Origin of the sequence: Acidovorax sp. Leaf160 (assembly GCF_001424265.1) — a bacterium.
Taxonomy (GTDB): domain Bacteria; phylum Pseudomonadota; class Gammaproteobacteria; order Burkholderiales; family Burkholderiaceae_C; genus Paracidovorax.
Map to the genome: position 1 here is coordinate 616,709 of NZ_LMOV01000023.1, position 13,047 is coordinate 629,755.

Sequence of the window (13,047 nt, forward strand, 5' to 3'; positions counted from 1 at the left end):
CACTCCTCCTACGCACTCTGCCTCAGCCATGAACGATGAACTGCCCCCGCTGCACCGCACCCCGCCCGGCCGCTACCGCCACTACAAAGGACTGCTGTACGAGGTGATCGACACCGTGCGGCACAGCGAGACACTGGAGCCGATGACGCTCTACCGCGCGCTCTACGGAGAGCGGGGGTTGTGGGTGCGCCCCGCAGCGATGTTTGAAGAGACCGTGGTGATCGAAGGCCAGGAGCAGCCGCGTTTTCGCCGTGTGGAGCCCGATGCGGCGCCGGAGCACCGAGGCAGCTGAGAATCGCAAATCGCGCTCTCCATCACTGGGTTTCTAGCTATTAATTTCATAGCGATTCATGGCTGGCGTGACGAGAATGACCCGAGCGCGGGACGGCGGATTGCCGCCGCGGCCCGGCCGCGAAACCTCCGCCCGCCATGCGCCATCGAACGCGCTTATCCTCTCGTGCATCGGCCGGCCGTTGCCCTCCCCCGCTGGACGGCCCGATGCTGCATGCAACCTCGGCCCGACCCTCCCGGCAAGCTCTCGATGCCCTCCATTCAGCCTCCTGCTCCCTCCGCTGCGCCGGTCTCCGAAGCCCCCTTGCGGCCGCCGGGCGCCGGACCCCACTTCAACGAGGTGCACCGCCTGGACGCCCAGCACAGGCTGCGCGTGCTCGACTCCCGGCCAGAGCAGGCCTTCGACGACCTCACCATGCTGGCTTCCGCCGTGTGCCAGGCGCCCATCGCGCTGATCTCGCTCGTCGACGCGGATCGCCAGTGGTTCAAGTCACGCAGGGGCGTCGACACCTCCGAGACGCCGCGGGAAACCTCGTTCTGCGCGCATGCCATCCTGGCGCCCGACTCCGTGCTCGAGGTGCCGGACGCGCACCTCGACCCGCGTTTCGCAGGCAATCCGATGGTGACCGGCGAGCCGCAAATCCGCTTCTACGCCGGCGCGCCGCTGATCACGTCGAACGGCCTGCCCATCGGCACCATCTGCGTGCTGGACCGCGAGCCACGGACCTTGTCGGACACCGAGCGCCTCGCCCTCGCATCGCTGGCCCGGCAGGTGGTGACGCAGCTGGAACTGCGCCAGGCGATGGCCGGCCTCGAACTCGACAGCATGACCGAAGGGCTCGCCGGACTCTGGAACCGGCGCTGCCTGGACCGCAACCTCATCACCAGCGCGGAGGAAAGTCACAAGAGCAGCCAGCCGCTGAGCCTGGTGATGATCGACCTCGACCACTTCAAGCGCGTCAATGACGAGCTGGGCCACCCGGCAGGCGACGACGTGCTGCGGCATGCCGCCGAAGTGGTTCGCGGCGCCATCGCGCCGGGCCATTTCGCCGCGCGCTTCGGGGGCGAGGAATTCTGCGTGCTGCTCCCTGCGACCGGTACGGCGGATGCCCGGCAGACGGCCGACGCGCTGCACGCCGCGCTGATCGGCACCCACTGGCCCCACCGGCCGGTCACGGCCAGCCTGGGCGTGGCCACCGCAGGGGTCGATGAACGGTGCGATGTCAGGGCGCTGCTGGCGCGGGCCGACCGCGCGCTGTACGAAGCGAAAGCCGGCGGGCGCAATCAGGTGCGCGTGTTCAGCGGCTGGTCCTGAAGCCCACCGTGCGCCACGCACCGCGGGGCTCCCCATGGTGGCTGGGCGCGCTCAGCTTCCCTGCTGCAACAACCTGAGCACGGCGGACGGGTAGATCGCATGCTCCTGCGCCTGTACGCGGGCCGCCAGGCTGCCGGCCGTGTCGCCCGGCAACACCGGCACCACGCCCTGCGCCAGGATGGGCCCGGCATCCAGCTCGGCCGTCACCTGGTGCACCGTGCAGCCGGCCACCGTGCAGCCCGCATCGATGGCGCGCTGGTGCGTGTGCAGGCCGGTGAAGGCGGGCAGCAGCGACGGATGGATGTTGACCAGCCGCCCCGCGTAGTGCTGCACGAAGCCCTCGGTCAGGATGCGCATGAAGCCCGCCAGCACCACCAGGGCGGGCTGGTGCACGTCGATGGCGGCGGCCAGCGCGGCGTCGAAATCCTCCCGCGTGGCGTGCTGGCGGTGGTCCACCACCTGGGTGGCGATGCCCTGGGCGCGCGCCAGCGCCAGGCCCCCGGCGCCCTCCTTGTTGCTCAGCACGGCAGCCACGCGCACGCCATGGCGGCCGGCCCAGTCCTGCTCGCGGGCCTTCTGCACGATGGCGGCCATGTTGGAGCCGGCGCCTGAGATCAAAATCACGATGTTCTTCATTTGCCCCCAATTATCCCGTCCGCCATGCCCTTCGATCCCCGCACCCAACCCCTGACCCCGATCCAGGCGCGCGTGCTCGCCACGCTGATGGAAAAGTCGCGCACCGTGCCCGACAGCTACCCGCTCACGCTGAACGGCGTGGTGGCCGGCTGCAACCAGAAGTCCAGCCGCGACCCGGTGATGCAGCTGACCGATGCCGAGGCGCAGGACGCGCTTGACGGGCTGCGCCAGCGCACGCTGTCGGTGGAGATCGGCGGCAACCGGGCGACCCGCTTCGAGCACAACTTCCCGCGCGGTGCGGGCGTGCCCGACCAGTCGGCGGTGCTGCTGTCGCTGCTGATGCTGCGCGGCCCGCAGACCGCCGGTGAACTGCGCATCAACGCCGAGCGCTGGCACCGCTTCGCCGACATCTCGTCGGTGGAAGGCTTCTTGAACGAGCTGGCCGAGCGCAGCGACGAGAAAGGCGGCCCGCTGGTCGTGCTGCTGCCGCGCGCGCCAGGGGCCCGCGAGCCGCGCTGGGCGCATCTGCTGTGCGGGCCGGTGGACATCGCCAGCCTGACTGCGGCACCGGGCGGCGGCGAAGGCGGCAGCGGCGGCCCGGGCGGGCTGGCCGGGCGCGTGGCCGCGCTGGAGGCGGAAGTGGACGCATTGCGTGGCGTGGTGCGCCAGCTGTGCCAGGAGCTGGGCATCGCCGCTCCGCAGCCGCCCGTGTCACCGCCCGGACAGGACTGAAAAGCACGACCGTGCTACAACGGCGAGATCGGTACAACGGCTTTTCAGGACAGGAGACAGGCTGCATGGATCTCGCATTCACCCCCGAAGAACAGGCCTTCCGCGAGGAAGTGCGCAGCTGGGTTCACGCCCATCTGCCCCAGGAGATCGCGCACAAGGTGCACAACGCGCTGCGCCTGACGCGCGATGATTTGCAGGGCTGGGCCAAGATCCTGGGCAAGAAGGGCTGGCTGGGCTATGGCTGGCCCAAGGAGTTCGGCGGCCCGGGCTGGACGGCCGTGCAAAAGCACCTCTTCGAAGAGGAATGCGCGCTGGCCGGCGCGCCGCGCATCATTCCCTTCGGCCCGGTGATGGTGGCGCCCGTCATCATGGCCTTCGGAAATGCCGAGCAGCAAAAGCGCTTCCTGCCGGGCATCGCCAGCGGCGAGGTGTGGTGGAGCCAGGGTTACAGCGAGCCGGGCTCCGGCTCCGACCTGGCCTCCGTCAAGACCCGTGCCGAGCGCGTGGGCGACAAGTACATCGTCAACGGCCAGAAGACCTGGACCACGCTGGGCCAGCATGGCGACTGGATGTTCAACCTGGTGCGCACCAGCACCGAAGGCAAGCCGCAGACCGGCATCTCCTTCCTGCTGGTGGACATGAAATCGCCCGGCGTCACCGTGCGGCCCATCAAGCTGCTGGACGGCGAATGCGAGGTCAACGAGGTGTTCTTCGACAACGTCGAAGTCCCCGCCGAGAACCTGATCGGCGAAGAGAACAAGGGCTGGACCTACGCCAAGCACCTGCTCTCCCACGAGCGCACCAACATCGCGGACGTGAACCGCAGCAAGCGCGAGCTGGAGCGCTTGAAGCGCATCGCCCGGGCGGAAGGCGTCTGGGACGACCAGCGCTTGCGCGACCAGATCGCGCTGCTGGAGGTGGACATCGTGGCGCTGGAGATGCTGGTGCTGCGCGTGCTGTCCAACGAGAAGTCGGGCAAGAACTCGCTGGACATCGCCGGCCTGCTCAAGATCAAAGGCAGCGAGATCCAGCAGCGCTACGCCGAACTGATGATGCTGGCCGCCGGCCCATTCAGCCTGCCCTTCATCGAAGAAGCGATGGAGGCGGGGTGGCAGGGCGACGCTGGCGCAGGTGCGCTGGGTGGCTTCCCCGGCGGCGAGGTGGCCAATGCGCCGCTCGCATCGACCTACTTCAACCTGCGCAAGACCACGATCTACGGCGGCTCGAACGAGGTCCAGCGAAACATCGTCGCGCAGACCGTTCTGGGCTGACGCCCTGGAACGGTCCGCGCGGTGCGCGACCGGACTGCTCCCCCTGGCCCCCTCCGCGAGGGGGTTCCCGCTAGAGCTTCGCTGGTCTTTGTCGGGGTTGCACAAGCGCCCTGCCCTGATCGGCTTTTGGAGACATGAGATGGACTTTGATTTTTCTGATGACCAGCAATCCCTGCGCGATGCGGTGCGCCGCTGGGTGGACAAGGGTTACGACTTCGAGCGCCGCAAGCGCATCGTGGCGGCAGGCGGCTTCGACCGCGCGGCCTATGGCGAACTGGCCGAACTCGGGCTGACCGCGCTCACCGTGCCCGAGGCCCACGGCGGGCTGGGCCAGGGCGCCGTGGATGCCATGATGGCCATGGAAGAGCTGGGCCGAGGCATCGTGCTGGAGCCGCTGGCGCAGGCTTTCATCGTCAGCCGGGTGCTGGCCGGCTACGCCCCCGAAGCCGTGCAGGCCGAGTGGCTGCCGCGCATCGCGAGCGGCGAGGCCCTGGTGGTGCTGGCACACCAGGAACGCAAGGCCCGCTACCGCCTCGACGTTTGCGAGGCAAAAGCCGCGCAGGCCGGGGACAGATATACGCTCACAGCTATCAAAAGCATAGTACCGGCGGGTGACCAGGCCGACGCCTTCATCGTGCCTGCGCAACTGGATGGCCGCATCGCCCTCTTCCTTGTCGAACGCAGTGCCGCAGGCGTCGCCACGCGCGGCTACCGCACGCAGGACGAAAGCCGTGCCGCCGAGGTGCAGCTGGACGGCGCACCGGCCACGCTCATCACCTCCGACGGCCTGGCCGCACTGGAACTAGCCGTGGACGTGGGCATTGCCACCGCCTGCGCCGAAGCGGTGGGGTTGATGGACCAGACCCTCGCGCTGACGGTGGACTACATGAACCAGCGCAAGCAGTTCGGCGTGCCGATCGCGAGCTTCCAGGCACTGCGCCACCGCGTGGCCGATGTGAAGATGCAGCTTGAACTGGCCCGCTCGATGAGCTATTACGCCACGCTCAAGCTGGGCGAAGCGCCGCAGGAGCGCCGCCGCGCCCTCGCCCGCGCCAAGGTGCAGCTCGGCCAGTCGATGCGCTTCGTGGGCCAGCAATCGGTGCAGCTGCATGGCGGCATCGGCGTGACCGACGAATACATCGGCAGCCACTACTTCAAGAAGCTCACCCAGCTGGAAATGACCTGGGGCGACACCCTGCACCACCTGGGCGTGGTGTCGGCGGAGATGGAGGAGACGGCGGGGGTGTTCAGCTAGGCGCCGCAACATTTTCCGCGTGAGAAAGGCCGTCGAGACTCACTCTAGACGGCCTTTTTCTATAGGAATTGCAGTGCGGTGGTCGGAACCGTCCGGCTACCGGGAATCCTGAAGCGGGATCAGGGATGTGAATGGCCGTCGTGGCTGTGACTCTCGGCCCGCTTGCGGTCGTCCACCACGTTCACCGTGGCGCCATTGGGCAGCAACATGTCGCCCGGCCGCTGACCGGGCCTGCATGCGCCCAGCCAGCGCCCTTCAAAGAGAGTGCGTCCCGGTTCGAACCGCACTCTCTTCGCATACTTGACTTCGAATGCTCCGCTGTAATGGGCCTTGAGGTCCCCGGACAGCTCCACCGTGGCATCCACGCGGTTGTCGTGTACGTAGCAAACCGTCTGGATCTTGTAGGAACCCCCCTGCGCCCGCCGTACCTTCACGTCATGGCAGTGCTCCTGGCCCGGCACGACCGAAAGCAGCATCACCGGCTCGGCCTCCTTGCTGGTGCATTGTTGGACCGTCTGCTTGCGCAGCACCGACTCAGTCTCGCCCCGGACGGTGACCTCCCACAGCCCTTCCTTCCGCGTGGGCATCGGTTCAGCGGCGGCCAGCGCAGGACCTGCCAGACAGGCTATCGCTCCCCAACCCCAGGCCGTCCATCTTGTCGTCAGCATCGATCGTCTCCTTTAAGTGGAGTCGCCAAAAAAGAAACCGGCGGCCTGTAGCCGCCGGTCATGTGTTTGGGTCATGCCCAGGAAGATCAGCGCAGGAAATTGCGACGCGTGCCTACGAAGAACAGGCCCATCAGCACCGACAGCATGATCAAGCCCCATTGCGACAACGTCGGAACGGCGTAGGTTTCGGCAGGGATTGCAGCAAAGCTGACAGCCACCGTACACGGCACCGAAACAGCTGCCGTAGTGAAGGTATCGCCAACCAGCGTGCCGCCGCAAGCGGACCCCCCCGTAGCCACGACAGCGCGGTAGCCGGCCGCAGGCGTGATGGTATAGGTCAGGGTCGAGCCTGGCGTCGTCACGGGCGTCACGCCCAGCGGCGAGATGGCGCCATTAGGACCCGCGGAAGCAGTCACCTGCAGTGGAACGAAGCTGAATGCAACGGTGCAGTCGGTGGTCACCGGATTGATGACATAGCTGTTGCCGCTCAAGCTACCCTGGCACGAGCCATCCGCTTGTGGGAAGTAGCCAGCGTCGGGGACCAGGGTGTATGTGACGGACGAGCCTGCGGGCACCGTTTGCAAGCCGGTGGGCGACACCGTGCCGTTCGGGCCAGCTGTTCCGGTGGCCGTGATCGTCGCGATGGGCGCGAAGTTGGCGATCACCGTGGAGTCGGCAGTCACGGAAGCGATGTTGCAGGGATTGGCGGTGCCGGTACAGGCGCCGGACCAGCCCACGAACACATTGCCCGGCGCTGCCGTGGCGGTCAGGATGACGGAGTTGCCATCTGCTACCGGCATGGAGCAGTTGACCCCGCAATTCAGGCCGCTTGGAACGCTGACCACCGTACCGGAGCCTGCACCAGCCTTGGTCAACGACAGCGTACGCAGGGCGCCCACGGAGTTGGCATCGCCAGCCGTGTTGTTGTTGGTATTGCTGTCGGTGACTTGCGACGGCGGCGTGACAGTGAAGCGCGTGGAAGCGGGAGCCGGGCCAGCGCCAGAAGTCGCGTTGATCGTGTAAACCACGCTGCCGCCCACCGGAATGTCCATGGATTGTGTGGTGAGTACACCGGTACCGCTACCGGCACCGCAGGAGGCGCCGCCCGCACTGGAACACGTCCAAGCGCCCACCGTCATGCCGGTGGCAACTTGGTCAAGGGTGGCACCAGCCACAGCCGTGGGGCCGTTGTTGCGCACCGTCACGGTGTACGTCTGCGCGCTGTTCGGCGTGACGGCGGAGGTGCCGTCGGTCACAGCCACTGTCAAATCGGTCAGTGGGTTCGAGTTGGCGCTTGCCACTTGCGTCTGCACCAGCGGGCCCAGAACCGTGCTGGCACCCGTGCCAGAAATGCGGTAGTTGCCGTGATTGAGGCTGTTGTTAGGACTGCTGACGCTTGCGGTCGAGGGCACTTTCCAGGTGATTTGGAAGGTGCCGCTGGAGCGATCAACCAACTGGCCGAAATCACACGATACGGGGCCAGCAGAGCCCACGGCAGGCGTGGTGCAGCTGACGCCTGCGGGCACGCTGACGGACTGAAATACCGCGTCAACATTCCCAGAAGAAGATGCACTCTTTACCTGAGGGCTGATCGCCTCCACGATACTGTTAGACACCACCACGCCACTGTTGTTGGAGTAAGCGTAGTCATAGGTCACTGTGTCGTCGGGCTTGGTGGTGGTCGGGCCAGTGGCCGACACCAGCAGGCCTGCGAAGAAGGGACCGATGGAGTCGACATAGACCTCGCCGGAGTGTCCACCTGCACTACACCCTGCAGCAATCACTTCCACCTCTACGGTGTCGCCTACATCCAGCAGGCCGTTGCCTGGCGCCACATCGATCGCCTGCCAGCCCGTGTATTGATAGCCACCCAAGGTTTGCCATGGCACGCCGGGCTGGGCCGCAAAATTGAATGTGTAGAAGAGCTTGCTGCCCTTCGTGACGTTACGTACTTCCACATAGAAATATGCCTGGCTCTGGGGTGAATGGCCCCCATCCTGGATGACCGGTGCAACGGCCATACGCAAGTGAACCTTGCCGTCCGACGGATCGACGTCAGCCAGCGTCATCTGCGCAGACTGCTCAATGCCACTGGCCCGGTAGTCCTTGCCGCGAGCATTGACCCGAGCGCTGTAGGTACCCTGAAACGGGACCTGCACAGGCCCGCCAGCATCGTCCGGCGCCGTCCCAGTTGCTGAATTCGGGCCGCTGACGACCTCTGTCACGGGAGTCGGAGTTCCCGCGGTCTGCAAATTCAGATCGCTCTTCCGTGTGGGCGGAAACGTTCCAATACCTGTATTTCGATAGTTAGAAACATTCCAGCCGGAGAAATTCCCAGCTTCGAAATCGCCGTTGACCACGCCACCGTGAGCAGCAGGCGCGGCAACCAGCACCATCCCCAATCCGGCAGCTAGTAAGCCCCGAGCAAACGAGCGAGCCCATGCGCCCGCCGCTTTCCAAACATTGACAGCTTCCAACTCGATCCCCTTGAAATAAATGCACCAACCAACCCGCGCGCTCCGCAAAGGCAACACCCACCAAAAACCAGCGCACCGCACACACGCGACTGTTTCAGCCCTCGACGGACCGACTGAAAAAAACTGAGAACTCAAGCGACGAAAACGAGACCTCGCCCAAACACAGAGCGAACCGGCAATGCCAACTGGGTAGCCTCCAAGGTCTTTCGACGCAGACGAGTCAGCTGGGACTCAACTCGGTGGAAACCGTCGTCGGCGTCTTTCGCACCCACCGCCTCGGTCAAAGCCTGCTTCGTGACCAGAGCGCCCTGCTTAGCCATCAGGCAGTCGAGCAATTCCAGCTCGCGACTGGTCAACTCCACGGCGAGTTGATTGGGCGCGATCAACCGGGCGCAGGCACGATCCAGACGCCACGACGGCTCCAACTCTGGCCGAGTGATCTGCAGCATCAAGCGGCGCAGCTGCGACCGGATTCCCGCCACCAGCTCCTCCATGTCCACGGGCTTGACGAAATACTGCAACGCCCCCGAATTCAAGCCCTTAATGCGGCTTTCGAGCTCGGCACGTGCAGTCATCAGCACGGTCGCCACGCCCATCTCCGATAGGCGGCGCACAAGGCTCAAGCCATCCTCGCCAGGCAGGCCGATATCCACCACCACCAAGTCAGCGCGCGTTCGCAAAAGCTGGACGTAGAAGTCCTCGGCCGACTCGGCACCCCAGCTGCGGAATCCCGATTTCGCCAAAAATCGACACACGTTGCCGCGAATGTCCTCGTCGTCCTCCACCACGGCTATATCGAATTCCGGCAGCATTCAACAACCAAACGTTAACAATCGGTTTGCATTGTCGATTGAGACGACCCTGAGCTTCCATGCACAAACACTCACGAAAACTCACATTCCGCTGGATCGCTGGAACGCTGTGGCGTCCGCCCCACGTCTGGCTGTTGTTTGCACTGATGCTTCTTGCTCAAGGCGGGTGTGTGGCGGCAAGCGGCTCACACGCCGAAGGAATCGGCGTTGTGGGAGCTCGTTTGTCAGTCGAGCGCGTCGACGACCCGGGCCATGCACTCACCCCCGACGAAGTCGCAGCGCTACACGATGGCCATGTCGTCCCCAACATGCAGTTGCCGCTAAGCGCGGGTTATCTGGACCGGACGGTTTGGCTGCGCTTCCATAGTCCTGGCGGAGAAAGTTCGGTGCAGCCCTCTCTCTGGCTCCTGGCACGCCCGACTTACGTGGACTCCGTCACGCTGTACCAGCGAGCGGCCGGCGCGCATGGTTCGTGGCAGGTACAGGCTTCCGGTGATCTGGTGCCCGGCCATGAGAAGGCGGGTGTGCGCCAGCCCTTGTTCGAATTGCAGCCGCATGCGTTGACGCTGGTCCGCATCCGGACCACCAGCGCGATGCAATTTGACGCGCAACTGCTGACGCAAGCGCAGCTGCGTCAGACGTTGGTCGAGGACGAACGTCAGCAGGGACTTTTCTTCGGGATGCTGTTCGCCTTACTGGCGTCCATCGTCGGCGCCACAGCCATTTTTCGCACGCCGCAGCTTTGCGCGCTGGCTGTGCTGTGCGCCGTGGGCACCCTGCACATATTCAATCTCCACGGATATCTCAGCCTGTGGGTGCCCTCCGGTTTGACCCGGCGGGCGAGCGATGCAGTGGGAATGGGTGCATTCGGCCTCACCACCGCCCTAGCTTGGCAGATCCGTCTACAGCTGACCTCTGAGCTCCAGCATCGGGCTGTGCGCAAGCTGCTCTCAGCGGTGGCGTCGGCCGCGGCCTTAGGCATGGCCAGCCCTTTGCTTGGCTTGTACGGGTCCGTCGCCTGGACAAATTTGGTGTTGATAGGCTTGTGCGACTTGATCGCAATCGCCTTGTGTTGGGCCAACCTGCGCCGCAATCCCCGCAGCGCCGTCAATGGCGTCTTGCTAGCCGCCTATGTAGTGCACGCCCTGTCCGGCATTCTTCCTGCCTTGGGCTTGCTCGGATGGGTTCGGATGGAGGTGGACGCCACCTTGATCTGGCAAACCGAGATCTTCGTCTTCATGTTGTTGGCCACTTGCGCCGTCTTCGCCGAAATGGTGGTGCGGTATCGGGATGCGACCGAGGCCCGCGCCGTCGCACTTCGGCATCTCGCGCAATCGGAGCAAATCCTGGAGCAGCGGGTGAAACAACGCACAGCGGACTTGTTACAGGCGCAGTTCGCGCTGGCACAGGCGTTGGATAGCGAACGCGTGCTGCGGCAGGAGCAGCACCACTTCTTTCAAATGATCAGCCACGAATTCCGCACGCCTCTGACCGTGATCGACAGCGCCGCATCGGAGCAACTGCGCTTTCCAACACATGCGCTGGAAAACCAGACGGAGCGGGCTGCGCAGATCCGGCGAGCCTGCAGGCGACTCACCTCGCTGGTCGACAGCTGCCTCATTACCGATCGAATGGACGCGTCCGGCTTTCACATCCTGCCCTCGTCGGTCTCGATCACCGAACTGTTGGAACATGCAGCCCAATTGGTACGGTGGTCGCCACGCCACCAACTGCGCCTGTCGACTCGCGCTGCGCCCGAAAGCTGGGTGTGCGACGCCACGCTGGTTCGTATCGCCTTGTCCAATCTAGTGGACAACGCGGTCAAGCACGCCAAGGATGGGGAGATCGTGGTCACTGCTGCACAGAACCCTGCTGGCCAGCTGGAAATTTCTGTTGCCGATGAGGGGCATGGCATATCGCCACAATCCATCCAGAAGATCTTCGACCAGTTCGAGCGCGGCCATCGTGCAGACCAGACGCGGGGCTTCGGCCTCGGCCTGTGGGTTGCACGCAGGGTTGCCAGACTCCATGGCGGAGACATCCTTGTCACCTCGCAGATTGGGCAAGGGACACGTTTCACTATGAGCATTGCCTCGCAGCTCCCGGTCGGTTGAGGCCACCCTGCGGATTCCGGGATAATCTCCCCCAACCTTCCATTGCAGCCGGGCCCAGTGCCCGGCTCTTACTTTTCTGAGTCCATGAGCGCCATCGCCCCCCAAGCCGACCCCAACCGCAAGCTCCTTGAAACCGCGCGCACGCAGATCGCCGACGGCCAACTGCAAGAGGCCGCGCGCACGCTCAACAAGGCCCAGCAGAACATTCCGAACGATCCGCGCGTGTTCATGCTGGCGGGGTTGATGGCCGAACAGGGGGGCAACGTGCCCAAGGCCATCGACTCGCTGCGCCACAGCGTGGCCATCTCTCCCGACTGGGGTCCGGGTCTGCTCGAACTGGCGCTGATGCTGGCGCGCCACCACCAGAACGACGAAGCGCTGCAACTGGCGGAGCAGGTCGCGGCGCTGGAGCCGCAGAACCTGGTGGTGCTGGCAGGCGTGGTGGATATCGCCCACCGCGCGGGCCACACCGAGATGGCCGTGCGCCATCTGCGGCGCGGTCTCGGGATGGTGCCGGGCGACGTGCAGCTGCGCCGGCTGCTGGCGCGTGACCTCTCGGCGCTGGGCCAGCACACGGAGTCGCTGCAGGTGTGGGACAGCCTGATCCTGCAGGACGCGGGCGACACCGAGGCGCTGCTGGGCCGCGTGCAGGCCCTGCTGGCCGCGGGCCGGCCCTCCCATGCGGTGGCGGACACCACGCGCCTGCTGGAGCTGGCGCCCGGCGATTCGGTCTACGCCTACTACAACGCGCTGGCGCACGGCGTGACGCCGGCCCACCAGCCCACCGAGCTCAACCGCAGCCTGTTCGACAACCTGGCGGAGATCTACGACCAGCACACCGTGCGCGGCTTGCGCTACCAGTTGCCCAAGATCGTGGCCGAACGCATCCTGGCGCGCTTTCCGGAAAAGAACCTGAACGTGCTGGACCTGGGCTGCGGCACGGGCCTGCTGGGCGTGTGCCTGGGCCGGCTGGACGGCTACCTGATCGGCGTGGACATTTCCAAGAAGATGATCGACCAGGCCATCCGCCACGGGATCTACGACCGCTTCCACACGGTGAACCTGCTCGACGCCCTGCGCGAGACGCCCGGCGACATCTACGAAGTGATGGCAGCGCTCGACGTGTTCATCTACACCGGCGACCTGCGCGAGGCCATTCCCGATGCGTTTCGCATCCTGAAGCCGGCCGGCGACCTGTACTTCTCGTGCGAAGCCGCACCGGAAGACGGCCCCGACCTGGTCCTGCAAGCCACGGGCCGCTACGCCCACAAGCGCAGCCATGTCCAGCAGCTCTGCCGCGACGCGGGCTTCCAGCCGGTGGATGTGGAAGACATGGTGCTGCGCCAGGAGGGCGGCCAGCCGGTGCAAGGCTTCCTGGTGACGGCGCGCAAGCCGGTTTGACCGGCGCGGCCGGCAGGGCCATCCCCTGCCGCCCCTGCCCTGATGAAAGCGCCCTTCACGGGCGCTTTTTCTTTG

Annotated in this window: 10 protein-coding genes and 1 pseudogene; 7 read left to right on the plus strand and 4 right to left on the minus strand. The window is 65.4% G+C overall.

Annotation, left to right across the window (positions count from 1 at the left end; genetic code table 11):
- Positions 1-28: 28 nt before the first annotated feature.
- Together ASF94_RS13360 and ASF94_RS13365 are read left to right on the plus strand one after the other, a co-directional pair.
- Positions 29-292, plus strand: a complete 264-nt coding sequence (locus tag ASF94_RS13360; RefSeq protein ID WP_056667025.1) for a DUF1653 domain-containing protein — start codon at positions 29-31, stop codon at positions 290-292.
- Positions 293-541: 249 nt separating this feature from the next.
- Positions 542-1,606 carry a sensor domain-containing diguanylate cyclase gene (locus ASF94_RS13365; protein ID WP_082493246.1) on the plus strand — a complete coding sequence of 355 codons (1,065 nt, stop codon included), beginning with the start codon at positions 542-544 and terminating at the stop codon, positions 1,604-1,606.
- 51 nt (positions 1,607-1,657) lie between these two features.
- Here ASF94_RS13365 and purN read toward each other — a convergent pair whose 3' ends face one another.
- Positions 1,658-2,242 (minus strand): phosphoribosylglycinamide formyltransferase, encoded by a 585-nt coding sequence (purN, locus tag ASF94_RS13370; RefSeq protein ID WP_056667030.1) that lies wholly within the window; start codon positions 2,240-2,242, stop codon positions 1,658-1,660.
- 24 nt (positions 2,243-2,266) lie between these two features.
- Here purN and ASF94_RS13375 point away from each other — a divergent pair, with 24 nt between their 5' ends.
- The 3 genes from ASF94_RS13375 to ASF94_RS13385 all read left to right on the plus strand — a co-directional run bounded on the left by ASF94_RS13375 (position 2,267) and on the right by ASF94_RS13385 (position 5,500).
- Positions 2,267-2,974 carry a YceH family protein gene (locus ASF94_RS13375; protein WP_056667032.1) on the plus strand — a complete coding sequence of 236 codons (708 nt, stop codon included), beginning with the start codon at positions 2,267-2,269 and terminating at the stop codon, positions 2,972-2,974.
- Between the two features lie 65 nt (positions 2,975-3,039).
- Positions 3,040-4,245 (plus strand): acyl-CoA dehydrogenase family protein, encoded by a 1,206-nt coding sequence (locus ASF94_RS13380; RefSeq protein ID WP_056667036.1) that lies wholly within the window; start codon positions 3,040-3,042, stop codon positions 4,243-4,245.
- A gap of 139 nt (positions 4,246-4,384) precedes the next feature.
- On the plus strand, positions 4,385-5,500 hold the full coding sequence (locus ASF94_RS13385; protein ID WP_056667039.1) for an acyl-CoA dehydrogenase family protein: 1,116 nt from the start codon (positions 4,385-4,387) through the stop codon (positions 5,498-5,500).
- 119 nt (positions 5,501-5,619) lie between these two features.
- Here ASF94_RS13385 and ASF94_RS13390 read toward each other — a convergent pair whose 3' ends face one another.
- The 3 genes and pseudogenes from ASF94_RS13390 to ASF94_RS13400 form a co-directional block, all read right to left on the minus strand.
- Complete coding sequence (locus tag ASF94_RS13390) at positions 5,620-6,168, minus strand: DUF3617 family protein (RefSeq protein ID WP_082493248.1); 549 nt, start codon at positions 6,166-6,168, stop codon at positions 5,620-5,622.
- 86 nt (positions 6,169-6,254) lie between these two features.
- On the minus strand, positions 6,255-8,564 hold the full coding sequence (locus ASF94_RS20895; protein WP_082493283.1) for an IPTL-CTERM sorting domain-containing protein: 2,310 nt from the start codon (positions 8,562-8,564) through the stop codon (positions 6,255-6,257).
- A gap of 290 nt (positions 8,565-8,854) precedes the next feature.
- Positions 8,855-9,457 (minus strand): annotated as a pseudogene (locus ASF94_RS13400) (response regulator transcription factor); the annotation flags it as partial.
- Between the two features lie 59 nt (positions 9,458-9,516).
- On the opposite strand from ASF94_RS13400, the gene ASF94_RS13405 reads away from it, so the two are divergent.
- On the plus strand, positions 9,517-11,571 hold the full coding sequence (locus ASF94_RS13405) for an ATP-binding protein (protein ID WP_056667050.1): 2,055 nt from the start codon (positions 9,517-9,519) through the stop codon (positions 11,569-11,571).
- An 84-nt stretch (positions 11,572-11,655) separates the two neighbouring features.
- Entirely contained in the window at positions 11,656-12,972 is a 1,317-nt protein-coding gene (locus ASF94_RS13410) for a tetratricopeptide repeat protein (RefSeq protein WP_056667053.1), read from the plus strand.
- Positions 12,973-13,047 lie beyond the last annotated feature (75 nt).